Annotated in this window: 20 protein-coding genes; 12 read left to right on the top strand and 8 right to left on the bottom strand. The window is 64.1% G+C overall.

Going from position 1 to position 22,486, the window contains the following annotated elements; all coding sequences use genetic code 11:
• Positions 1-89: 89 nt before the first annotated feature.
• The gene (locus ACP92_RS18045; protein ID WP_013235567.1) at positions 90-392 is read right to left on the bottom strand and encodes an antibiotic biosynthesis monooxygenase family protein; all 303 of its coding nucleotides are present in this window, start codon (positions 390-392) and stop codon (positions 90-92) included.
• A 145-nt stretch (positions 393-537) separates the two neighbouring features.
• On the bottom strand, positions 538-954 hold the full coding sequence (locus ACP92_RS18040; RefSeq protein WP_041312170.1) for a DUF2721 domain-containing protein: 417 nt from the start codon (positions 952-954) through the stop codon (positions 538-540).
• Positions 955-1,254: 300 nt separating this feature from the next.
• Here ACP92_RS18040 and ACP92_RS18035 point away from each other — a divergent pair, with 300 nt between their 5' ends.
• The 3 genes from ACP92_RS18035 to ACP92_RS18025 all read left to right on the top strand — a co-directional run bounded on the left by ACP92_RS18035 (position 1,255) and on the right by ACP92_RS18025 (position 4,184).
• A complete protein-coding gene (locus ACP92_RS18035; RefSeq protein ID WP_013235565.1) occupies positions 1,255-2,550 on the top strand; it encodes a solute carrier family 23 protein in 1,296 nt (431 codons plus the stop codon).
• Positions 2,551-2,833: 283 nt separating this feature from the next.
• Complete coding sequence (locus tag ACP92_RS18030; RefSeq protein ID WP_041311148.1) at positions 2,834-3,067, top strand: hypothetical protein; 234 nt, start codon at positions 2,834-2,836, stop codon at positions 3,065-3,067.
• 103 nt (positions 3,068-3,170) lie between these two features.
• Positions 3,171-4,184, top strand: coding sequence for a transporter (locus ACP92_RS18025; RefSeq protein ID WP_013235563.1), 1,014 nt, complete (start codon positions 3,171-3,173; stop codon positions 4,182-4,184).
• Positions 4,185-4,243: 59 nt separating this feature from the next.
• On the opposite strand, the gene ACP92_RS18020 is transcribed toward ACP92_RS18025, so the two are convergent.
• Together ACP92_RS18020 and ACP92_RS18015 are read right to left on the bottom strand one after the other, a co-directional pair.
• The gene (locus ACP92_RS18020; RefSeq protein WP_041311147.1) at positions 4,244-4,606 is read right to left on the bottom strand and encodes a hypothetical protein; all 363 of its coding nucleotides are present in this window, start codon (positions 4,604-4,606) and stop codon (positions 4,244-4,246) included.
• A gap of 146 nt (positions 4,607-4,752) precedes the next feature.
• On the bottom strand, positions 4,753-6,504 hold the full coding sequence (locus ACP92_RS18015; RefSeq protein WP_013235561.1) for a glutamine--tRNA ligase/YqeY domain fusion protein: 1,752 nt from the start codon (positions 6,502-6,504) through the stop codon (positions 4,753-4,755).
• A 244-nt stretch (positions 6,505-6,748) separates the two neighbouring features.
• Here ACP92_RS18015 and ACP92_RS24900 point away from each other — a divergent pair, with 244 nt between their 5' ends.
• Positions 6,749-6,889, top strand: coding sequence for a hypothetical protein (locus ACP92_RS24900; protein WP_167578394.1), 141 nt, complete (start codon positions 6,749-6,751; stop codon positions 6,887-6,889).
• 11 nt (positions 6,890-6,900) lie between these two features.
• Here ACP92_RS24900 and ACP92_RS18010 read toward each other — a convergent pair whose 3' ends face one another.
• From ACP92_RS18010 to ACP92_RS24400, 3 genes are read right to left on the bottom strand one after another with little or no spacing between them, the layout of a single operon-like run.
• Positions 6,901-7,707 carry a LytR/AlgR family response regulator transcription factor gene (locus ACP92_RS18010; RefSeq protein WP_013235560.1) on the bottom strand — a complete coding sequence of 269 codons (807 nt, stop codon included), beginning with the start codon at positions 7,705-7,707 and terminating at the stop codon, positions 6,901-6,903.
• A gap of 17 nt (positions 7,708-7,724) precedes the next feature.
• On the bottom strand, positions 7,725-8,867 hold the full coding sequence (locus ACP92_RS18005) for a sensor histidine kinase (protein ID WP_013235559.1): 1,143 nt from the start codon (positions 8,865-8,867) through the stop codon (positions 7,725-7,727).
• 46 nt (positions 8,868-8,913) lie between these two features.
• Entirely contained in the window at positions 8,914-9,192 is a 279-nt protein-coding gene (locus tag ACP92_RS24400; RefSeq protein ID WP_013235558.1) for a 2TM domain-containing protein, read from the bottom strand.
• 172 nt (positions 9,193-9,364) lie between these two features.
• Between ACP92_RS24400 and ugpQ the strand changes: the two genes are divergently transcribed.
• The 5 genes from ugpQ (at position 9,365) to ACP92_RS17980 (ending at position 14,488) form a co-directional block, all read left to right on the top strand.
• A complete protein-coding gene (gene ugpQ / locus ACP92_RS18000) occupies positions 9,365-10,108 on the top strand; it encodes a glycerophosphodiester phosphodiesterase (RefSeq protein WP_013235557.1) in 744 nt (247 codons plus the stop codon).
• A gap of 240 nt (positions 10,109-10,348) precedes the next feature.
• On the top strand, positions 10,349-10,564 hold the full coding sequence (locus ACP92_RS17995; protein ID WP_041311145.1) for a hypothetical protein: 216 nt from the start codon (positions 10,349-10,351) through the stop codon (positions 10,562-10,564).
• A gap of 318 nt (positions 10,565-10,882) precedes the next feature.
• Positions 10,883-13,507: an alanine--tRNA ligase gene (gene alaS / locus ACP92_RS17990; RefSeq protein ID WP_013235555.1), complete on the top strand. Its 2,625-nt coding sequence runs from the start codon at positions 10,883-10,885 to the stop codon at positions 13,505-13,507.
• 29 nt (positions 13,508-13,536) lie between these two features.
• Positions 13,537-14,091 (top strand): NUDIX domain-containing protein, encoded by a 555-nt coding sequence (locus tag ACP92_RS17985; protein WP_013235554.1) that lies wholly within the window; start codon positions 13,537-13,539, stop codon positions 14,089-14,091.
• A gap of 160 nt (positions 14,092-14,251) precedes the next feature.
• Positions 14,252-14,488, top strand: coding sequence for a sulfurtransferase TusA family protein (locus ACP92_RS17980; RefSeq protein ID WP_013235553.1), 237 nt, complete (start codon positions 14,252-14,254; stop codon positions 14,486-14,488).
• Positions 14,489-14,600: 112 nt separating this feature from the next.
• On the opposite strand, the gene ACP92_RS17975 is transcribed toward ACP92_RS17980, so the two are convergent.
• Positions 14,601-16,196, bottom strand: coding sequence for an FMN-binding glutamate synthase family protein (locus ACP92_RS17975; protein WP_013235552.1), 1,596 nt, complete (start codon positions 16,194-16,196; stop codon positions 14,601-14,603).
• Between the two features lie 294 nt (positions 16,197-16,490).
• On the opposite strand from ACP92_RS17975, the gene ACP92_RS17970 reads away from it, so the two are divergent.
• From ACP92_RS17970 to rluB, 3 genes are all read left to right on the top strand, one after another.
• Positions 16,491-18,656, top strand: coding sequence for a putative bifunctional diguanylate cyclase/phosphodiesterase (locus ACP92_RS17970; RefSeq protein WP_041311141.1), 2,166 nt, complete (start codon positions 16,491-16,493; stop codon positions 18,654-18,656).
• Between the two features lie 409 nt (positions 18,657-19,065).
• Positions 19,066-20,130, top strand: coding sequence for an SMC-Scp complex subunit ScpB (gene scpB / locus ACP92_RS17965; RefSeq protein WP_013235549.1), 1,065 nt, complete (start codon positions 19,066-19,068; stop codon positions 20,128-20,130).
• A complete protein-coding gene (rluB, locus tag ACP92_RS17960) occupies positions 20,117-22,144 on the top strand; it encodes a 23S rRNA pseudouridine(2605) synthase RluB (protein ID WP_041311138.1) in 2,028 nt (675 codons plus the stop codon). Before scpB ends, rluB begins: the two co-directional genes overlap by 14 nt.
• Positions 22,145-22,486: the final 342 nt, after the last annotated feature.

Raw genomic sequence — 22,486 nt, 5'->3', positions numbered from 1 at the left:
CACGTCCTGGGTACGCGCTTAGTCTGGGCGCCGCCACAAACGTTCCGCGGCGGCGTGCTGGGCCGCTGCGGGGAAGCGGTCAGGGGGGCTTAGTCGGAGCCGCTCAGCAGGGCGAAGTGCTCGACCTGCGGGGCGCCGGCGAAGAAGGGGCCGACAATGCCGCGCCATTCGGTGAAGGCGGGCGATTCACGGAAGTCCACGGTGTGGTTTTCCAGCGTTGCCCAGCGCACCATGAGCAGGTAGCGCTCGGGCGATTCGACGCCTTTCTGGACCTGATGGCCGAGATAGCCCTTGGACTTGGCGATGGTTTGCGCGATGCCGCGCTGGATGGCTTCGTCGAACTCGGCCTGCTTGCCGGCTTGGATGCGGATGTCCGCCAGTTCCAGGATCATGTGGGTCTCCTTAGTCTTGAGAGGGCTCCCCGGCGCCGTGGTGCGCCGGTCGGGGCTGCCCGATTATCACATTTTCGGACGCAACAGGCGTTCAATAGAATTTGCGGGGCCGTGAAAAGGGTTCAAGCGAGGCGGGGGCCAGCCTTCATTCGACCACGATGGGCGCACGTTCGAGCTTGTGGGCCATGTCTTCCAGGGTGATTTCGATGGCGCGGGTGCTGATCATGATCTCCCACAGCGAGACCAGCAGCGACAGCACCAGCAGGAACAGGCTCAGGCCGAACAGCACTTCTGCCGCGCGGTTGCGGTCCACGAAGATGAGGAACATGGAAATGGCGCACATGATGAAGCTCGACACCCCCAGCGCCTGCATGTAGCGGGTCAGCACGATGCGCTTGCGCAGGTTGAGGATCTGCCGGATCACCAGGCCGCGCTCGTCGTTCTGGCCCTGGTGCTGCAGATTGCGGATCAGTTGCGCCAGCACCAGGAAGCGGTTGGTGTAGGCCAGCAGCAGCAGCGAGGTGGCGGGAAAGAGCAGGGCGGGCGTGGTGAGGTTGATCATCGACATGGCGGAACGAAGGCGGGAGCGAATTCTAACCTTTCCCGATCCGCAAGAAACATGCCTGTGAGGAGGCGGCCCCGTTTGCGCAAACGCCTGTTCCGTTTTGGGGCAGGGGCCGGGTTTGCCGATGTTTTTTGCACCGTGCAGCGGCAGCAGGCGGCGGGGCCGAATTGTTTTACGGATTTTTTTTTGCGGCGGCGGGCGGCAGCAATTGTTATTTGTGCGTCCGCTCAATACACTAGCCCCCGTTTCGTCTCCACGTCCATTCATCAAAACAAATCCACAACGAAAGGGATCTCCATGTCGGGTTCGTATTTCCCCCAATGGCGGCTGCGCCAAAGCACCAACGACGGCCAGGGCGCCGTGATTGCCGCCGATGAGCGGCTGCCGGCCCCGCAGACCCTGGCCATGGGTGTGCAGCACGTGGTGGCCATGTTCGGCTCGACCGTGCTGGCGCCGCTGCTCATGGGCTTCGATCCCAACCTGGCGATCCTGATGTCGGGCGTGGGTACGCTGCTGTTCTTCCTGCTGGTGGGCGGACGGGTGCCGAGCTACCTGGGATCGAGCTTTTCCTTCATCGGCCTGGTCATCGCCGTGACCGGCTATGCCGGTTCCGGTCCCAACACCAACCTGGGCGTGGCGCTGGGCGGCATCATCGCCTGCGGCGCGGTCTACGCCGTGATCGGCCTGATCGTCGCTGGTGTGGGCACGCGCTGGATCGAGTCGCTGATGCCGCCGGTGGTGACCGGTGCGGTGGTGGCGGTGATCGGCCTGAACCTGGCGCCCATTGCCGTCAAGGGCGTCTCCGGCAGCAGCTTCGATAGCTGGATGGCGCTGGCGACCATCCTCTGCGTGGGTGGGGTGGCGGTGTTTACGCGTGGCATGCTGCAACGCCTGTTGATCCTGGTCGGCCTGCTGCTGGCCTATGTGCTGTATGCGGTGCTGACCAATGGCCTGGGCCTGGGCAAGCCGATCGATTTTTCCACCGTGGCCAATGCCGCCTGGTTCGGCGTGCCGCACTTTGCCGCCCCGGTATTCCACGCGGGCGCCATGGCGCTGCTGGCCCCGGTGGCCATCATCCTGGTGGCGGAGAACCTGGGCCACATCAAGGCGGTGTCGGCCATGACCGGCCAGAACCTGGATCGCTACATCGGCCGCGCCTTCGTCGGCGACGGTCTGGCGACCATGCTCTCGGGCAGCGTGGGCGGCACCGGCGTGACTACCTATGCCGAGAACATCGGCGTGATGGCCGTCACCAAGATCTATTCGACCCTGGTCTTCGTGGTGGCGGCAGTCATCGCCATCCTGCTGGGCTTCTCGCCCAAGTTCGGCGCCGTCATCCTGACCATTCCTGGCGCGGTGCTGGGGGGCGTGTCGATCGTGGTGTTCGGCCTCATCACCATCTCGGGGGCGCGCATCTGGGTGGAAAACAAGGTGGACTTCTCCAACAACACCAACCTGATCGTGGCGGCCGTCACCCTGGTGCTGGGGGCAGGCGACTTTACCCTCAAGCTGGGCGGCTTTGCGCTGGGCGGCATCGGGACCGCCACCTTTGGCGCCATCATCCTGCACGCCTTGCTCAAGCGTCGCGCTTGATACTGCGACGGCTTGTCGGGCTGATAACAGCCTGACGCCCGTCTGACACCCTGTGCAGGCCGGTCCTTCGGGACCCGGTCCTTCGGGACCGGCCTTTTTATTGGATGACAGGCTGCTGACAAGGGGTAGATTTCCGTTGAGCAATCCTGATTTGCTGTCTATACTCTGCGGCGTCGCAGCGTAGCTTTTGAGTGGAAATCGCGCCACAACGGCCCTGGGGAAGGAGCCGGGACGCGCCGCTGCCTTTCACCGGGCCTGGCCTGGTTTTCAGGGAAAACACCGCATGAACTCTGCCCTCCGCCTGCCAGCGCTGCTGTGCATCGCGATGCCTTTGCTGTCGGCCTGCAAGCCTGAGTCCGGCAAGAAGGATTACGCCTACTTCCGCGCCAATATCGAGGAGGCCAAGTCGGTCTCCGACCAATGCCAGTTGAACGGCACTTCCGGCATGAACGAGGCCCAGATCCGGGTCTGCGGCGCCGCACGCGAAGCCTGGGGCAACCGCAACTTCAACTACTGATCCGGCGGGTGCGGGCAGGCGCCGTCACGGCGCTGTCACAAATCTGTCAAAGACGGTCGTTAGAATGCCTCGTTCTTGAAGCTTCCTACTGACCTGGCCGCACATGCACAATCCGCCGGACACCCCGCAAGCCCTGCACCTGCTCTATGAGCCGGCCGGATTCATCTGTGCATTCCGTTTCGAAGAGGGGCGCGCGCGCCAGATGAACTGGAACGACCTGGTCGATTACCGGCCCGTCGAGCCCGCCTTCACTTGGCTGCACGTGAAGACCGCCGATGTGAAGATCCAGCACTGGATGCAGCACCACAGCGGTATTCCCGACTACATCACCGAATTCCTCCTCAGCAGCGATACCCATCCCGGCCTGCATGCCACGCCCGACGGCGTCTATGGCACGCTGACCGACATGAAGATGGAGATCGGCGACACCGGCACCGAGAAGGGTGCGCTGCATTTCTACCTGGACCGCACGCGCCTGCTGACGCTGCGCACTCAGCCGCTGTTGTCGACTAACATGCTGCGCCAGAAGGTGCTGGACGGCGGCGACTTCGACAATCCCATGGACTTGTTCGCCGAGCTGCTGCGCTGCCTGGCCGATGGCTTCAATGCGCGCCTGGACAAGCTCAATGACAAGGTCGATGACATCGAATTCTCGGTGCTCTCGGACCGCCGTGCGGAAGACCGCAGCGAGCTCTCCGGCATCCGTCGCCAACTGGCCGAGCTGCGCCGCTATATCGCGCCGGAGCGGCGCATCCTGGCGCAATTCCATCGCCTGCGCCCGTCCTGGGTGCCGCTGGCGGCGCTGGAAGACCTGACCCATGCGCTGGACGAACTCAATGAATTGCACTCCACCGTGGAAGCAGTCTATGAACGCGCCAAGCTGCTGCAGGAAGAGATTGCCTCGCAGATGTCGGAACAGATGAACCGCAACCTGATGGCGCTGTCGATCCTGACCGCATTGCTGATGCCGGCCACGCTGGTGTCGGGGATCTTCGGGATGAACGTGGCGGGGCTGCCGGGCCTGCATGACGAGGCCTCGTTCTGGATCGTGATGGGGGTGATGGGCGGCCTCGGTGTGGCGACCGTGGCCTTCCTGAAGTGGATGAAGATATTCTGATCTCTTCTGATGCGCCACCGCAGCCGGACAGCTGCGGTGGCGCTCATGCGGGCTGGACCTCAGTCGCGGGTCGCCATGGCCTCTTCGCTTTCGCGAATGAGCTTGTCGATATCCAGGTTGTCCACCGCTTCCACCTTCAGCGACAGCGGGCGCCACAGTGAATACAGCCACAGGCCGATGCAGCACATGGTGCCCATGAAGAGCGTGATGAAGGCCGACAGGAACAGGCCGATGAAGGGCGAGGCGATCAGGCCGTCGTAGCCGATCAGGTGCTTGCCATCCCAGGTGATGGTTTGTGCACCGAACAGCGAGAGCACGCCCATCAGCGTCGAAAACGGCACCAGCGAAAACGTGGTACCCACGGCCAGCAGCTTGTAGATGGACGACATCGACAGGCGCTGGATCTTGATCTGCTCGAACATGAGCCTTCCCCTTGCTCTGCTGGCGGCGGCTGCCGCCCAGCTGCGCCTTCCCATGGCACGGACGGCTGGCGCGCTGCCGCCCGTGTGGCCCTGTGGCCGAATTCCCCTGGCCGGACCCTCCCGGGTCCGACTTTACCTGTTCAGGCTTACTTGCCCCAGCTGTCCTTGAGTGTCACGGCGCGGTTGAAGATCGGCTGGCCGGCGGTCGAATCGACGCGGTCGGCCACGAAGTAGCCGTGGCGTTCGAACTGGTAGATCTCGCCCGGCTGGGCGGTCTTGAGGGTCGGCTCCAGGTAGGCGGTGATGACTTCCTTGGAGTTCGGATTCAGGGCCGCCAGGAAGTCCTTGCCCCCCGCGTCCGGATGCGGGTCCGAGAACAGGCGGTCGTACAGGCGCACCTCGGTGGCCAGGGCGTGTTCGGCGCTGACCCAGTGCAGGTTGCCCTTGACCTTGTAGTTGGAACTGCCTTCGGTGCCGCTCTTGCTGTCTTCGAAGTAGTTGCAGTGCACGGCGATGACGTTGCCGTGTTCATCCTTGTCGCAGCCGGTGCATTCGACCACGTAGCCGTAGCGCAGGCGCACCTTGTTGCCGGGGAAGAGACGGAAGTAGCCCTTGGTTGGTTCTTCCATGAAGTCTTCGCGCTCGATCCACAGTTCCTTGGTAATCGGGAAGTGGCGGTGCGCGGTGTCGTGTTCCGGATGCGCGGGCGGATAGACCGGGGCGCTGCAATCGATGGAGACGCCTTCGGGGAAGTTGTCGATGATCAGCTTCAAGGGACGCAGCACGGCCACCGCGCGCGGGGCCTTGGGGTCGAGGTCTTCGCGCAGGGCGCCTTCGAGCACGCTGAAGTCGATCCAGCTGTTGTTCTTGGAGGCGCCGGTGCGGTCGCACATCAGGCGGATCGCCTCGGGCGTGTAGCCACGGCGGCGCAGGCCGACGATGGTGGGCATGCGCGGGTCGTCCCAGCCGGAGACGATCTTTTCATCGACCAGCTGGCGCAGCTTGCGCTTGCTGGTGATGATGTAGGTCAGGTTCAGGCGGGCGAATTCGTATTGATGGGGCAGCGGCTTCTTGAAGAAGCCTTCCTCGGCCAGCTGTTCCAGCAGCCAGTCGTAGAACGGGCGCTGGTCTTCGAATTCCAGGGTGCAGATGGAGTGCGAGATGTTTTCCAGCGCGTCTTCGATGGGATGCGCGAAGGTGTACATCGGGTACACGCGCCACTTGTCGCCGGTGTTGTGGTGGGTGGCGTGGCGGATGCGGTAGATGGCCGGATCGCGCAGGTTCATGTTGGGGCTGGCCATGTCGATCTTGGCGCGCAGGATCATGGAGCCGTCCGGATGCTTGCCGTCGCGCATTTCCTCGAACAGGCGCAGCGATTCCTCCGCTGGGCGGTCGCGCCAGGGGGAATTCTTGCCGGGTTCGGTCAGGGTGCCGCGGTTCTCGCGCATCTGCTCGGCGTTCTGCTCGTCCACGTAGGCCAGGCCCTTGCGGATCAGGGCCTGGGCGCAGGCGTACATGACGTCGAAATAGTTGCTGGCGTAATACAGGTGCGACTTGCCTTCATGCTCCCAGGAGAAGCCCAGCCACTTGACCGAGTCCAGGATGGTGTCGACGTATTCCTGTTCTTCCTTCTCGGGATTGGTGTCGTCGAAGCGCATGTGGCAGCGGCCGGCGTAGTCAGCGGCCAGGCCGAAGTTCAGGCAGATCGACTTGGCGTGGCCGATGTGCAGGTAGCCGTTGGGTTCGGGCGGAAAACGGGTCACCACCTGCGGCAGGGCTTCGCCTTCACGGTTGCTGCGCTGGGCGTAGACGCCCGAGACCAGGTCGGATTCGATGATGCCGCGCAGGAAATTGGTGGAGGGGGCAGGGGTATGTCCGTTTTTCAGTTCGTTGCTCATGAGATGAATCGGGGGAGGGGGCCTGTTTATTCAGATGGCCTGCATTTTACCTTACGCGCCCGGTTTCATCGGCCTGTGCGCCCGCTCCAGGCGCATTTTTTGCCGCCAGTGGCGCGCGGGCTGCCGTTTTCTTGTTACAGATGATACGGCTCTGCATGACATGTCATGGTCTTGCGCTGGCAACCTGCCTGCGTGGATGGGCGTTTTGCCCGGTCCCGTAATCAAATTGAATCTGGGAGAGATCATGAAATCGTGGCTCAAGCTCATCGTCGCCGCCGCTGTCGCAGCGGCCACCTTGTCGGCCTGCGTGGTGGTGCCGGCCGGGCCGCCGCAGCCACATTACTACCGCCCGTACTATGGGCCAGGCTACTACTATGGCCGTTGAGGTCGGCGGTCCTACATCTGCCTGAACAGCGGGGCGAACAGCCGGCTCACCGCCAGCCTCTCGGGCCGGCCACGCAGTTGCAGGGAGAGCTTGCCGGCCTCGTCGCGCACGGCGGCCTCCACCTTGCGCACCTGGACCACGGTGCCTCGGTGGATCTGCCAGAACTGGCCCGGGTCCAGCTGCGGGATCAGTTCGCGCAGGCTGGTGCGGATGAGCGCCTGGCCATCGGCGGTGACGACGTTGACATACTTGTCGGTGGCTTCGAAGTAGATCACCTCTTCCACCGGGATCAGGCGGGTGCGGTTGCCGACGGCGGCGCGGATGACCTCCAGACGGGCCGGCGGCGCAGCCGCGACCGGGCTGTCGGCGCTGACCAGCTGGCGTAGTTGCGCCAGGGCCTGTTCCAGGTGCAGCTCCTGGCTGCTGGCGGCGCGTTGCGCCAGCAGTGCGCGCAGGCGCTGCACGGTCTTGCCCAGGCGCTCTTCGTTGACCGGCTTGAGCAGGTAGTCGATGGCGGCGCGCTCGAAGGCTTCCAGCGCATGCTCGTCATAGGCTGTCACAAAGACGATCAGCGGGAAGGGCTGCCGCTGCGGCCATTGCTCGGCCAGCTCACGCGCCACCTCCAGTCCGCTGTGGCCGGGCATGCGGATGTCCAGGAAAAGCACGTCCGGCAGGCTTTCCAGCGCCATCTCCAAGGCTTGCACGCCATTGGCCGCCAAGCGCGGCGTTTCCAGTTCCGGCCAGCAACGTTGCAGGGTGTTCTGCAGGGCGCGCGCCAGCAGGGGTTCGTCTTCGGCGATGAGGGCGGATACGGCCATGCTGGATGCTCCGGGGCTTACAGCGCGGGCGAGCGGCCCGCTTTGCCGCTGCGGTGGGCGCTCTTGAGCGACTTGAGCGGGATGGTGATCTGCGCCATCGCGCCGGCGGGGACGTTGTGGGTGATGATCAGCTCGGCCAGCGGGCCGTAGAGGGTGGACAGGCGCTCGCGGATGTTGTCCAGCCCGAAATGCATGCCGATGACCGGTTCCTTCTGCGCGGGCGGTTGGTTCAGGCTCACGCTGGTGGGCAGGCCCACGCCGGTGTCGAGCACGCTCAGCACCAGCATGTCGTTGTGGACCGCTGCGCGTACGGTGCAGTTGCCGCCGTCCACCTTGGGTTCCAGGCCATGCTTGATGGCGTTTTCCACCAGCGGCTGCAACAGCATCGGCGCCAGGCGCAGCCGGCCCAGGTGCGACGGCAGTTGCAGGGTGTAGGACAGGCGCAGGCCCATGCGCAGCGACATCAGGCCCAGGTAGGCCTTGATCAGGTCGAATTCCTGTTGCAGCGAGCAACTGTCGGCACGCGAGGCCGACAGGGTGGTGCGCAGGTATTGCACCAGCTGGTTGAGCATCAGCTCGGCCTGCAGCGGATCGGTGCTGATGAGCGATTGCAAGGTAGCCAGGGTGTTGAACAGCATGTGCGGTTCGATCTGCGCCTGCAGCGTCTGCAGCTGGGCCAGCACGGCATGCTTCTCGACTTCGCTGGCGTGGGCCTGGAGGGTGGCCATCTTCTGGCGATTCCAGAAGAACACCGTGGCGCCAAAGCAGACCAGGAAGGTCAGCACCATGACCGCAATGATGTTGTCGCTGTGCTCGGGCACCAGGCTCACCACGGGCTGACCCAGCAGCAGGGTGGCCAGCACCCGTCCCAGCAGCACCGCCAGCGGCGCCAGCACGGCCAGCAGCACGGCGAAGCCGAGCTTGTTGGGCTCATCGTCCCCCCAGATCAGCAGGCGCGCGCCATTGATCAGCAACATCGCCAAGAGGCCGATGCACATCGATATCTGCAGGTTTTCATAGAAGCCGTCGCCGATGCGCAGCAGGTAGGTCACGGCCAGCGCGCACATCAGGTTGATCAGCAGCGTGGGCAGCAGGGCGCGGGCCAGCTCGCGCAGCAGCAGGATGATACGGGGCGAAACGGAAGTGTCTGGTGAACTCATGCGTGTGGTCTGGGAATGCGGGCGGGCCGCCGAGGGCGCAAGTCCGTCAGCGGCGGCGCAGTTCGCGCGCGATCATCGCCTGCCTGATGCCGGCGGGAAAGCGTGCGAATACGCTCAAGGCGTGGAATAGTACCCCGATTCCCCAGCCAAGTAGAGGCCCCAGGCTCCACCAATGGTCTTGACGGTCCAGCAGATTGAGCAGGACCAGCCCGGCATTGACGGCCAGGTAGAGCGCCAGGTGGCGCAGGAAACCCAGTTGCCGGGCCACACGGCGCTCGGCGCAGGCGTAGTCAGGATCGGTCGGGGTGGGAGCGATGTCGGGCATGATGATCTCGCTGGGCAGTGAAGGAATGGGGCCAGCATGCCTGTGCGCGCCCGCCCGCGCCAGCGAGCTGCGACCGACGGTCGGTCCGGGGCGGTGGAATGCTTGTGGCCGGGCGTGAACTGCTCTACCTTATGCGGCCATCGGACTTTCCTTCACCTGGACGGAGAACATCATGTGGCCCTATCCCAAGATCCTGGCCCATCGCGGCGGCGGCACCCTGGCCCCGGAAAACACCCTGGCCGGCTTTCGCGCCGGGCTTCAATACGGTTATCGGGCGGTCGAGTTCGACGTCATGCTCACCCGCGACGAAGTCCCCATCCTCATGCACGACCCGGAGCGCGGTCGGACCCTGCCCGGCAGCGGCAAGATCGCCGAGACCGACTGGGCCGTGTTGCGCGAACTCGATGCGGGCACCTGGCGCGATCCGGTCTTTGCCGGCGAACGCCTCTGCACGCTGGAGCAGGCGCTGGACTTCTGCCAGGAGCACGGCATCTGGATGAACGTCGAGATCAAGCCGGCCACGCCAGCGGCCGCCCGCCGCACCGCCGAGCTGACCGCGCAGGCGGTGGCGCGGCGTTTCGCGAGGGACGCGGGCGCGGCGCTGCCGGTGCTGTCTTCGTTCTCCTTCGAGGCCCTGCTGGCGGTCCAGGAAACGGCGCCGCAACTGCCGCGCGGCTTCCTGGTGGAGGTGATCCCGGATGACTGGCAGGCGCGGCTGGCGCAATTGCAGGCCGTGGCGCTGCACACCAACCACAAGCATCTCACGCCGGCCCTGGCGGCCGCCGTCAAGGCGGCCGGCTACGGGCTGTTCTGCTACACCGTCAACGAGACGGCGCGTGCCGCCGAGATCACGGCCTGGGGCGTGGACGCCTTCTGCACCGACCGCATCGATCTGATCCCGGCCGATCCAGGCTGATCCCAACGGTTCACCGTTCATCGCGCAGTTTGGAAATGAACCGGAAATGATGCTCTTACCGGCGGACTGAATCGCCGCGCGCTGGCTATGATTTGCACACGGGGAGAACAACTGGAGGGCAGTCGACAGTTGTTGTCAACGTGGCGCAAAAAGTTTGCGTTAAGGATGCACAAGGCCGGCGCCAGTGAGCACGCCGGTGGACTTGTGGAAGCACACAACACTGAGAGATAGAGGAAAACGATGAAGATCAACAAACTGCTGGCTGCCGTACTCGTCGCCGCCTTCGCCATGCCGGTCATGGCACAGCCCGCACCTGCCCCGGCTCCCGCCGCCGAAGCACCGGCCGCCAAGCCCGCGCCCAAGAAGCACAAGAAGCACGCCAAGAAGAAGCAGAAGAAGCACAAGAAGCACGCCAAGAAGGCCGCGCCTTCGATGCCGATCAACAAGGGCGCCTGAGTCCGGGTCTCCCTGCCAACCGGTTTACCGGAAGGGACGGCTGATACTGTTAAGGGATGCGCGCGCAGGGTATCGCGCAGCGCCATCAGCCGAACCTGTAACCCGTCGGGTCACCCCGGCGGGTTTTTTTTCGCCTGGGCCCAGTGCCGGCCTGCGATACCGCCGGTATCGCCGAGATCGGCCGCGCTGGCGAAGGCGGCCTAATGGCGCCCGGATCACGTATAATCGTTGGTTCGCAATCGTTTTTTGCACCGACCATCATCCGGGTCCGGCTGGCGCTACTGTGGCGGCATCTGGCCCATTTATCCGTCTTCGAACATGAACTCAGCCGAAATTCGCGACAAGTTTCTGAAATTCTTTGAATCCAAAGAACACACCATCGTCCGCTCCTCCAGCCTGGTGCCGGGCAATGACCCGACCCTGCTGTTCACCAATTCGGGCATGGTTCAGTTCAAGGACGTGTTCCTGGGCACCGACAAGCGCAACTACGTGCGCGCGGCCTCCGTGCAGCGCTGCCTGCGCGCCGGCGGCAAGCATAACGACCTGGAAAACGTCGGCTACACCGCGCGTCACCATACCTTCTTCGAGATGCTGGGCAACTGGTCCTTCGGCGACTACTTCAAGCGTGAATCGCTGAAGTGGGCCTGGGAGCTGCTGACCCAGGTCTACGGCCTGCCGGCCGACAAGCTCTGGGCCACCGTCTACCAGACCGACGACGAAGCCTACGACATCTGGACCAAGGACATCGGCCTGCCGCCGGAGCGCGTGGTGCGCATCGGCGACAACAAGGGCGCACCCTATGCCTCGGACAACTTCTGGCAGATGGCCGAGACCGGTCCCTGCGGTCCCTGTTCCGAAATCTTCTACGACCACGGTCCGGACGTTTGGGGCGGTCCCCCGGGCAGCCCCGACGCCGACGGCGATCGCTACATCGAGATCTGGAACAACGTGTTCATGCAATTCGACCGCCAGCTCGACCCGGCCACCGGCGAATACACCCTGACCCCGCTGCCGGCCCCTTGCGTGGATACCGGCATGGGCCTGGAGCGCCTGGCCGCGATCCTGCAGCACGTGCACAGCAACTACGAGATCGACCTGTTCCAGGCGCTCATCAAGGCCGCCGCCCGCGAAACCGGCGAGACCGATCTGTCCAACGCCTCGCTGCGCGTGATCGCCGACCACATCCGTGCGACCTCCTTCCTGATCGTCGACGGCGTCATCCCCGGCAATGAAGGCCGTGGCTACGTCCTGCGCCGCATCATCCGCCGCGCGCTACGTCATGGCCACAAGCTGGGCCAGACCAAGCCCTTCTTCCACAAGCTGGTCAAGGACCTGGTGGTGCAGATGGGTGCGGCCTATCCGGAACTGCCGGAAGCCGCCGAGCGCGTCGAGATGGTCCTGAAGCAGGAAGAAGAACGTTTCGGCGAAACGCTGGAACACGGCATGAAGATCCTGGAAGCCGCGCTGGCCGCCAACACCGGCAAGCTGGATGGCGAAACCGCCTTCACCCTGTACGACACCTACGGCTTCCCGCTGGACCTGACCGCCGACATCTGCCGCGAGCGCAATGTCGAGCTGGATGAAGCGGGCTTTACCGCCGCCATGGAACGCCAGAAGAGCGCCGCCCGCGCCGCCGGCAAATTCAAGATGGCCGCGGCCATCGAATACACCGGCGACAAGACCCGCTTCGTCGGCTACGAATCGCTGGCGCAGTCGGCCAAGGTGGTGGCCCTGTACGTGGCCGGCAGCCCGGTGCAGAAGATCGAGGCCGGCCAGGACGCCATCGTGGTGCTGGACACCACGCCGTTCTACGCCGAATCCGGCGGCCAGTGCGGCGACGCCGGTGCGCTGGAAGCGGCCAATGGCCTGTTCGCCGTGGCGGACACGCAAAAGATCCAGGCCGAGGTGTTCGGCCACCACGGTCAACTGATCAAGGGCAGCCTGGCCGTCGGCGACGCCGTCCAAGCCAAGGTCGATGCCGACCAGCGCGCCCGCACCATGCGCAACCACTCGGCCACCCACCTGATGCACAAGGCCCTGCGCGAAGTGCTGGGTTCGCATGTGTCGCAGAAGGGGTCGCTGGTCGATGCCGACAAGACCCGTTTCGACTTCAGCCACAACGCCCCGATGACCGCCGAGGAAATCCGTCGTGTGGAAGAGATCGTCAACCGCGAAGTGCTGGCCAACGTGGCCACCGGCGCGCAACTGATGGGCTACGACGACGCCATCGCCGCCGGCGCCATGGCGCTGTTCGGCGAGAAGTACGGCGACCAGGTGCGCGTGCTTTCCATCGGCACCTCCACCGAACTGTGCGGCGGTACCCACGTGACGCGTACCGGTGATATTGGCCTCTTCAAGATCGTCTCGGAAGGCGGCGTTGCGGCCGGCATCCGTCGCGTCGAAGCTGTCACCGGCGAAGGTGCGCTGGCGCTGGTGCAATCGCTGTCGAGCCGCGTGGCCGAAGCCGCTGCGGCGCTCAAGACCCAGCCGGAAGAACTGCTGCCGCGCATCGGCCAGGTGCAGGATCAGGTCAAGGCGCTGGAAAAGGAACTGGCTTCACTCAAGTCCAAGCTGGCTTCCAGCCAGGGCGACGAGCTGGTCAACCAGGCGGTCGACATCAACGGCATCAAGGTGCTGGCGGCCACGCTGGAAGGCGCCGATGTGGCGACCCTGCGCGAGACCATGGACAAGTTGAAGGACAAGCTCAAGACCGCCGCCATCGTGCTGGGCAGTGTCAAGGATGGCAAGGTCAGCCTGATCGCTGGCGTGACCGCTGATGCGACCGCCAAGGTCAAGGCTGGCGAGCTGGTCAACTTCGTCGCCCAGCAGGTCGGCGGCAAGGGGGGCGGTCGTCCGGACATGGCCCAGGCGGGCGGCACCGAGCCGGCAGCCCTGCCGGGCGCGCTGCAAGGCGTGGCGGGCTGGGTCCAGTCCAAGCTGTAATCTTCATTGGCCCTCGGTCCGGAGCGCGCATGAGTCAATTCAAGTTCTGCCCGGTCTGCGCAGCATCGCTGGAGCTGCGCGCCGATGAAGGCGAGGCTGGGAAAGTCCGGCTGGCCTGTCCCGATGGTCACTGGACGCATTGGGACAATCCCTTGCCGGTCTTGGCCGCGTTGGTCGAAATCGACGGCAAGATGCTCACTGCACGCAACGCCGCCTGGGCCGAAGGGCGCTTTGCCCTGATCACCGGTTTCATGGAACGCGACGAAACGCCCGAACAGGGCATCGCCCGCGAACTGAAGGAAGAGACCGACCTGGACGCCCAGGAGATCGAGCTCATCGGCGTCTATGAATTCATGCGCAAGAACGAGCTGATCATCGCCTACTACGTCAAGGCGAGCGGCTCGATCCGACTGTCGCCGGAACTGGTGGAATATCGGCTCACCGAGGCGGCCGACCTGCGTCCCTGGCCGGCCGGCACCGGCCATGCGGTGGCAGACTGGATGCGTCGGCGCGGGCTGGACGTCCAGTATGTCGAGTTTGCCGGCTCCAGTACGCCGATCGCTACCCCGCAGGTGCTGAAGTAAGCCACCGGCAAGAGGCAAGACGCCACGTTCCGTTCGGGCGGAAATTGATTGCTTTTGCACAAGCCTAGTGCGGCGAAAACAACATAACTTGTGCAATGCATCAAGTCGGCGCATTTTGCAGTAAAATCGTTTTCGTCGTGATCCATTTTGAGTCGATGTAATGGCCATTCAATTTCACCGGGAACTCGATGCGCGCGGTCTGAACTGTCCGCTGCCCATCCTCAAGACCAAGAAGGCCCTGGCCGACATGGCCAGTGGACAGGTGCTCAGGGTGACCGCCACCGATACCGGTTCGGTGCGCGATTTCCAGGCCTTTGCCAAGCAGACCGGCAACGATCTGCTGGAGCAGTCGCAGAATGATGAGCACGAGTTCATCTTCTTCATGAAGCGCAAGTAATCCATTCCTGTTCCGTCCAATGCCGCCCAGGTCCTTGCAACCAGGCCGGAGATGAAAAAACCCGCAGCTCGTCCGAACTGCGGGTTTTTTATCGTCCTGCGCCAGCCTGCGCTCAGAATTCCGGATGGAAGCTTTCTGCCCGGGCGATGGGCCAGAACTTTTCATAGACCCGATAGCGATAATTGCCGTCCAGCAAGTCATTGGGCTGCAGGTATTTCAGGACGTTGGACATGAGCTGGATTTCATGGTCGTTGATGCGCCGCACGATGTGATGCGGGCGCAGCGCCGAGGTATGCGGCAGGCCGGCCGCCTGCACCAGCTCCTGCAGCGCGTGCAGGGTGCTCTGGTGGAAGCGGAAGACGCGCTCGGCCTTGTCCGGCACCACCAGGGCGCGGGCCCGGTCGGCGTTCTGGGTGGCCACGCCGGTGGGGCAGCGGTCAGTGTGGCAGCTCTGCGACTGGATGCAGCCCAGCGCGAACATGAAGCCGCGCGCCGAATTGCACCAGTCCGCCCCCAGCGCCAGCGTGCGCGCCACGTCGAAGGCGGTGATGATCTTGCCGCTGGCGCCGATCTTGACCTTGTCGCGCAGGCCAATTCCCACCAGCGTGTTATGCACCATGACCAGCCCCTCCTGCAGCGGCATGCCGACGTGGTCGACGAATTCCAGCGGGGCCGCGCCGGTTCCGCCTTCGGAGCCATCCACGGTGATGAAGTCCGGCACGATGTCGGTCTTCAGCATGGCCTTGGCGATGCCGAAGAATTCCCAGGGGTGGCCCACGCACAGCTTGATGCCGACCGGCTTGCCGCCGGACAGGCCGCGCAGCTTCTCGATGAATTCCAGCAGACCGATGGGGGTGGAGAAGGACGAGTGCACGGCCGGCGAGATGCAGTCCACCCCCATGGGAATGCCGCGCGTGGCGGCGATTTCCGGGGTGATCTTGGCGGCCGGCAGCACGCCGCCGTGGCCGGGTTTGGCGCCTTGCGAGAGCTTCACCTCGATCATCTTGATCTGCGGCGATTGCGCTTGCGCCGTGAATTTCTCGTCGTTGAAACTGCCATCGGCATTGCGGCAGCCGAAGTAGCCCGAGGCGATCTGCCAGACCAGGTCGCCGCCGAATTCGCGGTGGTATTCGGAGACCGAGCCTTCGCCGGTGTCGTGGGCGAAGTTGCCTTTCTTGGCGCCCTGGTTGAGCGCCCGGATGGCGTTGGCCGAGAGCGAACCAAAGCTCATCGCCGAGACATTGAAGACTGACATCGAGTAGGGCTGGGCCCGGTCCGCCCCGACGATGACGCGGAAATCATGGCTGGCGATCTTGGTCGGCGACAGCGAGTGGCCTATCCATTCATGGCCGGCCTGCTGCATGTCCAGTTCGGTGCCGAAGGGGCGGCTGTCGACCTCGGCCTTGGCGCGCTGGTAGACGATGCTGCGCTTCTTGCGCGAGAAGGGGCGGCCATCCATCTCGTCTTCGAAGAAATACTGACGCAGTTCAGGCCGGATGGCTTCGAACATGAAGCGGAAGTGGCCGATGATGGGATAGTTGCGCAGTACCGCATGGCGTTTCTGCAGCAGGTCATGCAGGCCCACGGCCGTGAGCGCCAGCGGGATCAGCCCCCAGCCCCAGCCCAGTTGGTGGCTGGCGGCCAGCGCCAGCAGTATTGCGGTGAGAACGAGTGCAGCCCAGAAGGCCAGATAGCGGTTTGCCCACATAAGAGAGTCCGATGGTTGTCATGGTCGAGCCGACGCTGACGTGCTCACAGCCCTGGCGACAGCTCATCCGGATTCTAACGCCTTGGCCCAGAGGGCGGGCGCGTCGAACTGAGGGGTGTTTCCGGTCGATTTGCGGACGGGCTGAGGATGGACGCGGTTTTTACGGCAGTGGCATCGTTATTGCTTCATTGAATCATCCACCCAGCCGCCGCGGGGATTCGGCGTCCGGGTTCATCGACTTACCACCACACACTCCGCCTGCCCGCCTGGCGGGGCGAGACATTACATGTCGTTATGAAAACAGCTGCCTCACCGGCTTCTTGCCGCCCGGACCCGGACCAGAACAGGGCCGTCGTGGCCATCCCGCGCTCGCCGCGGCTCTTGGAAACCCTGCTGGTCAACCTCGATGGCGTGGTCTATCGCTGCCGCGACGACGCGCAATGGACTATGGAGTTTGTCAGCGAAGGTTGCCTGGCGCTGACCGGTTATCTGCCGGAAGACCTGTTGCTGAACCAGCGCCTGTCCTTCCTGGAGCTGACCCATCCCGAGGATCGCACCCTGGTGCGCAACCATGTCGACGCCTGCATGCGCGAGCGTCGCCGCATCGATATCGAATACCGCATCGTGCGGGCCGATGGCGCGGTGCGCTGGGTGTGGGAGCGCGGGGTGGGGATCTACAACGCCAACGGCCAGGTAGAGGCGATAGAGGGCTTCCTGCAGGACGTGACCGAGCGCAAGGAGGCGGCCCAGGCCCTGCAGGAGGCTGAGCGGCGTTATCGCAGCATCTTCGAGAACGCCATCGAAGGGGTGTTCCAGACCACGCCCGACGGCACCTATATCGCGGTCAATCCGGCGCTGGCGCGCATCTATGGCTACCACTCCCCGGAAGACCTGATCGTGGGGCTGCGCGACATCAGCCATCAGCTCTACGTGGAACCGGAGCGCCGCCAGGAGTTCATGCGGCTGATGGAAGAGCAGGGCTCGGTGTCCAATTTCGAGTCGCGGGTCTACCGCCGCGACGGCGAGATCATCTGGATTTCCGAAAACGCCCGCGCAGTCTATGACGAGGCCGGCAAGCTGAGCTGCTACGAAGGGACGGTAGAGGCCATCACCGAGCGCAAGGCCCATGAGGCCGAGATGCGCCACCAGGCCACCCACGACGCCCTGACCGGATTGCCCAACCGCAACATGTTGCACGAACACCTGCAGCGCGCCTTGCGGGTGGCGCGGCAGAAGGGGGCGCTGACGGCCGTGGCCTTCGTGGACCTGGACCAGTTCAAGTTCATCAATGACAGCCTGGGGCACCAGGTCGGCGATGAGCTGCTCAAGACCGTGGCGCAGCGCTTGCAGGCCTGCCTGCGCGAGGCCGACATGGTGGCGCGCCAGGGCGGCGACGAATTCGTGCTGGTGTTGCAGAACCAGACCGAGGGCGAAGCGGGCATCGCCGAGGTGATGCAGCGCATCCTGGCGGCGGTGGCGCGGCCCTGGCAGGCCGGTGACCGCGAGTTCCAGGTCACCGCCAGCATCGGCGTGAGCCGCTATCCGGCCGACGGCAAGGATGTGGAAAGCCTGCTCAAGCACGCCGATTCGGCCATGTATCGGGCCAAGGAGCAGGGGCGCAACAATTTCCAGTTCTTCGCGCCGTGGATGGACAGCCAGGTCAGCAATCGGCTGGAAATGCTGATCAACCTGCGCCGCGCACTCGACCAGGACGAGTTCAAGCTGTACTACCAGCCCAAGCTGAGCCTGCAGGACGGCCGCTTGATCGGCGCCGAAGCCCTGATCCGCTGGGAGTCGCCGCAGCAGGGCATGGTGCCGCCGGATCGCTTCATTCCCTTTGCCGAGGAGGCCGGGCTGATCGTGCCCATCGGCGAATGGGTGCTGCGTACCGCCTGCCGGCAGAACCAGGCATGGCAGCAGGCTGGGCTGCCGCCTATCCCGGTGGCGGTGAACCTGTCGCCGCGGCAGCTGAACCAGAGCCTGCCCGATTTCGTGGCCGGGGTGTTGGCGCAGAGCGGACTGGCGGCGTCCTGGCTGGAGCTGGAGATCACCGAAAACGTCGTCATGAAGGATGCCGAGAAGAGCGTCGCCACCCTGCATGCCTTGAAACGCCTGGGTTTGCAGATCTCGGTGGATGACTTTGGCACCGGTTATTCCAGCCTGTCCTACCTGCGCCGCTTCCCGGTCGATGCACTCAAGATCGACAAGTCCTTCGTGCGCGACATCGTCCGCGACGCCGACAGCGCAGCCATCGTCAAGGCCATCATCTCGCTGGCGCATATCCTGAACCTGCGCGTCATCGCCGAAGGAGTGGAGGATGAGGAACAGCATGCTTTCCTGAAGGAAAATGCCTGCGATGAAGTACAGGGTTATTACTTTGGCAAGCCCATGGAGGTCGCGGTATTTACCGCCTGGATGAGCGAGCAGGCGCAGGCAGGTCAGGTCCTGTCATGCAAATAATTGTCCGCAGGCTGCAACAGGCTGCATCGCCGGATTTGTTTGTGCTACACTCCGCGCAGTACTTTTTTAAGCCTTGCGCCCCATCGCCGCAGCCTGTGCGGCCAATAACGGAACCATGACGCAAGGCCGGTAGTTGAAAAGGTGCAGGTCGGCCGTCCGCAACCCCGCGACAAGACGGCTTTGCGAAAGCGCGATACCTCCGCGACGCCGATTTGCCCGGGTCTTAGATTCCAGCTCATTCAATCTCCAAATACCGGAAGGCAGCGCCGCTGCATCCAGCATTGCGCCAACACTGCGCCAGACTTGCCGCACCTGGCTTGTCCGAGGGCGGAGTCGTCGCAGGCATGGCGGGCTGGAGCCAAGCTGCAAGCCGAACTTTTGTTAACAACAAGACGCACAAGAGTGGTACATGAATATTGCTGAGGCCAAGAAAGTCCTCGAAACTGCATTGCTGTGCACGCATGAGCCCCTGTCGATCAATGATCTGAAGAAGCTGTACGTCGATCCCGAGAGCGAGGAGAGCAGCGACATCAATGCCGAGATGATCCGGCAGATGCTCGACGAACTGCGCACCGAATGGGCCGACAAGGGCGTGGAAGTGGTCAGCCTCTCGACTGGCTGGCGCTTCCAGAGCCGCAAGGAAATGAAGGTCTACCTGGAGCGCCTCAATCCCGAGAAGCCGCCCAGGTACACCCGGGCCACGCTGGAAACCCTGGCCATCATTGCCTACCGCCAGCCGGTGACGCGCGGCGACATTGAAGACATCCGGGGTGTGGCGGTCAATTCGCAGACCATCAAGATGCTGGAAGAGCGCGGCTGGATCGAATCGATCGGCCATCGCGACGTGCCGGGACGGCCGGCCCTGTTTGCCACTACCCGCAAGTTCCTGGATGACCTGGGCCTGAGTGCGCTGGAAGAATTGCCGCCGCTGCAGCAGGTCAGCGGCGAAGCGGCAGCCCAGGGCGCCCTGCTGGAGCTGCAGGCGCTGGAAAGCGGCGTGGCCGCGCTGGCAGAGCAAGAGCAGGGACAAGAGCAGGGACAAGAGCAGGAGCGGCCTGCCGATGAGCAGTCCGGAGAGGACGATCAGTCAGCCCAGGCGCCCCAGGACGAGGCGGAACTGCAAGACAGCGCCGCAACCCAAGCGACTGAATCGGCAGAGGCGACACCATCGCCTGAAACTGTTGACCAAGCCCTCGCCGAAGTGAACGCGGCAGAGCAAGAAGCCGTCGGGCAAGCCGAGGCAGCGGACGTCCACGGGGATGAGGACGCCGCCGCAGCAGCACCCAGCGAGGCAGACGATTCTGCGCAAACGCATGAACCATTTGAGCAAGACCTTGCCGTAACAGGCACAGACGCCATCGAAGCCGCCGATGCAGAAGCGACAGGCGAGCATAACGACACCACCGAGCGGGCCGAAGAGCGGGAAGACGACGCACGTCCGCCACATCAAGATTCGAAGAATGAAGCCAACTAGTTCCAAAGACGACACCCAGGTCGAACTTGCTGCGGCCGACGCCGCTGCCGCCGATAAGCCGGTGAAAAAGCGCACCCGCAAGACGGCGGCCAGCGCCGATGCGCCTGCTGCTGCGCCCGCGGCGGCCGAAGCGGCCGATACCGCTGCGCCTGCGCCCAAGAAGCGCGCCGTGCGCGCCAAGAAACCAGCGGCTGACGAAGCGGCGGTAGTGGCCGAGGCGGCTGCAGCTCCGGCGCCGGAGAAAAAGCCGCGCGCCACCAAGCCGCGCGCCAAGAAGGCTGAAGAGCCGCAAGTGGCCGAGGCTGCCGCGCCTGCGCAAATGAGCCTGGACATGGATGCACCGGCCAAGGCCAAGCCGGCCAAGACCGCCAAGCCGCGTGGCAAGGCCAAGCCGGTCGAGGCCGAGCAGATCGCTGCCCCGGCGCCGGCCGAGCTGCCCAAGGTGATCGTCACGGTCGGCGACGAGGTGGTGGCGCCGCCGGTGCTGCTGGATGCGCCCGCCGATCCCAATCGCAACAAGCCTGCCCGCCGTGGCGTGCGCGGTCCGCGCGCACTGCGCAACAATCGTGCCGCGCAACGCGCTGCCGCCAGCGCCGAGGGTGGTGTTCCCGGCAAGGCCGATAACGGCGCTGCACCCGAGCAACAGCCGCGCGGCCAGTTTGGCAAGGGCCATGGCCAGGGTGGCCAGAATGCTCAGAACGGCCAGGGCCAGCAGGGCAAGAAGAATTTCGACAAGAACGGCAAGAAGCCCAAGGCGCCGCAACTGGGTCTGCGCGCCGCCGAGCCGGTGGACGATATCTTCTCCTACGTCACTTCCGAAGCCTATGACCGCGACGAAAACCCCAAGGGCGGCGCGCGCCAGCCGCATCAGATGCGCGGCAAGAACGGCCGTCGCGACCTGACCGCCGAGGACGATGCTCCCAAGCTGCACAAGGTGCTGGCCGACGCCGGCCTGGGTTCGCGCCGCGACATGGAAGAGCTGATCGTGGCCGGCCGCGTCTCGGTCAATGGCGAGCCCGCCCACATCGGCCAGCGCATCCTGCCCACCGATGCCGTGCGCATCAACGGCAAGCTGATCCAGCGCAAGGTGAGCAAGCGCCCGCCGCGCGTGCTGGTCTATCACAAGCCTGCCGGCGAGATCGTCAGCCATGCCGATCCGGAAGGCCGCAATTCCGTCTTCGACCGCCTGCCCACCATGAAGGCCGGCAAGTGGCTGGCGGTGGGCCGCCTGGATTACAACACCGAAGGCCTGCTGCTGTTTACCACCTCCGGCGACCTGGCCAACCGCCTGATGCACCCGCGCTACAACATCGAGCGCGAGTATGCCGTGCGCACGCTGGGCGAGCTGGAAGAAGGCATGCGCCAGAAGCTGCTGTCCGGCGTGGAGCTCGATGACGGCCCGGCGCAGTTCTCGCGTATCGCCGATGGTGGAGGCGAAGGCGTCAACAAGTGGTACCGCGTGACCATCGGCGAAGGCCGTAATCGCGAAGTGCGCCGCATGTTCGAGGCCGTCGGCCTGACCGTCTCGCGTCTGATCCGTACGCGCTACGGCGCCATGACCCTGCCGCAGACCCTGCGTCGCGGTCGCTGGGAAGAGCTGGAAGAAAACGCCGTGCGCAACCTGATGGCGGCCTGTGGCCTGGAAAAGCAGGCCGGCGAAGGCAAGTCCGGCAACGGCGGCCATGCAGGCAAGGGGCAGGGCAACGGTAATGGCCCGCGTGGCAATGCGATGCAGAACAAGGGGCCGCAAAAGGGCCGTGGCGGCAATTACGGCAACCAGGGCGGCAACTACGGGAATCAAGGCGGCAACTATGGCAACCAGGGTGGTGGCTATGGTGGCGGCAACAAGGGTGGTCAGCCCAAGAGCCGCCAGCCCGATCCGCTGCAGACCGCGCTGGGCTTCCCCGATGCCGGCCAGCGTCGCAACAACCGTCCGCAACGCGGCGGCAACAGTGCGCCCAACTTCATGCTCGGCGGTTTGCCGGGCATGAATCGCCGTCGCGGCGGTCGCTGAGCCTGCGAGACTGCGCTTGCCTGCACATTTCCGGCAGGCAAGCGCGATCGCGTAGCGTGCGCTTGATGGGCTGATGAGTCTGCGTCGATGAGGTTTTTTATGAACGTTTTTGACGTTTTGGACTCATTTCGGCCCATTCTGGAATTGCTGCCGATACCTGAATCGGTTATAATGTGTTAGTTAAACGCAACCTGCCGCGAATCGCATATGTGATAAATCATTGATAGATCCGCCTGCGCCATGAACGATGGAAGTACGGTGGTTCGCGTGATGTGTGATCTCGCGTTGCGTGAGATAACAAAAGATGGGCAGATGCCCATTTTTTTTTTGCTGATCAATTTT

Origin of the sequence: Herbaspirillum seropedicae, assembly GCF_001040945.1 — a bacterium.
Classification (GTDB): domain Bacteria; phylum Pseudomonadota; class Gammaproteobacteria; order Burkholderiales; family Burkholderiaceae_D; genus Herbaspirillum; species Herbaspirillum seropedicae.
The sequence above is the reverse complement of the archived record's forward strand: the minus strand, read 5'-3'. Positions and strand labels throughout refer to the sequence as shown.

What these genes read in the sequence shown, in the direction of transcription:
- ACP92_RS18045 (WP_013235567.1), bottom strand. Translation starts at nt 392, where the DNA reads ATGATCCTGGAACTGGCGGACATCCGCATCCAAGCCGGCAAGCAGGCC.
- ACP92_RS18040 (WP_041312170.1), bottom strand. Translation starts at nt 954, where the DNA reads ATGATCAACCTCACCACGCCCGCCCTGCTCTTTCCCGCCACCTCGCTG.
- ACP92_RS18035 (WP_013235565.1), top strand. Translation starts at nt 1,255, where the DNA reads ATGTCGGGTTCGTATTTCCCCCAATGGCGGCTGCGCCAAAGCACCAAC.
- ACP92_RS18030 (WP_041311148.1), top strand. Translation starts at nt 2,834, where the DNA reads ATGAACTCTGCCCTCCGCCTGCCAGCGCTGCTGTGCATCGCGATGCCT.
- ACP92_RS18025 (WP_013235563.1), top strand. Translation starts at nt 3,171, where the DNA reads ATGCACAATCCGCCGGACACCCCGCAAGCCCTGCACCTGCTCTATGAG.
- ACP92_RS18020 (WP_041311147.1), bottom strand. Translation starts at nt 4,606, where the DNA reads ATGTTCGAGCAGATCAAGATCCAGCGCCTGTCGATGTCGTCCATCTAC.
- ACP92_RS18015 (WP_013235561.1), bottom strand. Translation starts at nt 6,504, where the DNA reads ATGAGCAACGAACTGAAAAACGGACATACCCCTGCCCCCTCCACCAAT.
- ACP92_RS24900 (WP_167578394.1), top strand. Translation starts at nt 6,749, where the DNA reads ATGAAATCGTGGCTCAAGCTCATCGTCGCCGCCGCTGTCGCAGCGGCC.
- ACP92_RS18010 (WP_013235560.1), bottom strand. Translation starts at nt 7,707, where the DNA reads ATGGCCGTATCCGCCCTCATCGCCGAAGACGAACCCCTGCTGGCGCGC.
- ACP92_RS18005 (WP_013235559.1), bottom strand. Translation starts at nt 8,867, where the DNA reads ATGAGTTCACCAGACACTTCCGTTTCGCCCCGTATCATCCTGCTGCTG.
- ACP92_RS24400 (WP_013235558.1), bottom strand. Translation starts at nt 9,192, where the DNA reads ATGCCCGACATCGCTCCCACCCCGACCGATCCTGACTACGCCTGCGCC.
- ugpQ (WP_013235557.1), top strand. Translation starts at nt 9,365, where the DNA reads ATGTGGCCCTATCCCAAGATCCTGGCCCATCGCGGCGGCGGCACCCTG.
- ACP92_RS17995 (WP_041311145.1), top strand. Translation starts at nt 10,349, where the DNA reads ATGAAGATCAACAAACTGCTGGCTGCCGTACTCGTCGCCGCCTTCGCC.
- alaS (WP_013235555.1), top strand. Translation starts at nt 10,883, where the DNA reads ATGAACTCAGCCGAAATTCGCGACAAGTTTCTGAAATTCTTTGAATCC.
- ACP92_RS17985 (WP_013235554.1), top strand. Translation starts at nt 13,537, where the DNA reads ATGAGTCAATTCAAGTTCTGCCCGGTCTGCGCAGCATCGCTGGAGCTG.
- ACP92_RS17980 (WP_013235553.1), top strand. Translation starts at nt 14,252, where the DNA reads ATGGCCATTCAATTTCACCGGGAACTCGATGCGCGCGGTCTGAACTGT.
- ACP92_RS17975 (WP_013235552.1), bottom strand. Translation starts at nt 16,196, where the DNA reads ATGTGGGCAAACCGCTATCTGGCCTTCTGGGCTGCACTCGTTCTCACC.
- ACP92_RS17970 (WP_041311141.1), top strand. Translation starts at nt 16,491, where the DNA reads ATGAAAACAGCTGCCTCACCGGCTTCTTGCCGCCCGGACCCGGACCAG.
- scpB (WP_013235549.1), top strand. Translation starts at nt 19,066, where the DNA reads ATGAATATTGCTGAGGCCAAGAAAGTCCTCGAAACTGCATTGCTGTGC.
- rluB (WP_041311138.1), top strand. Translation starts at nt 20,117, where the DNA reads ATGAAGCCAACTAGTTCCAAAGACGACACCCAGGTCGAACTTGCTGCG.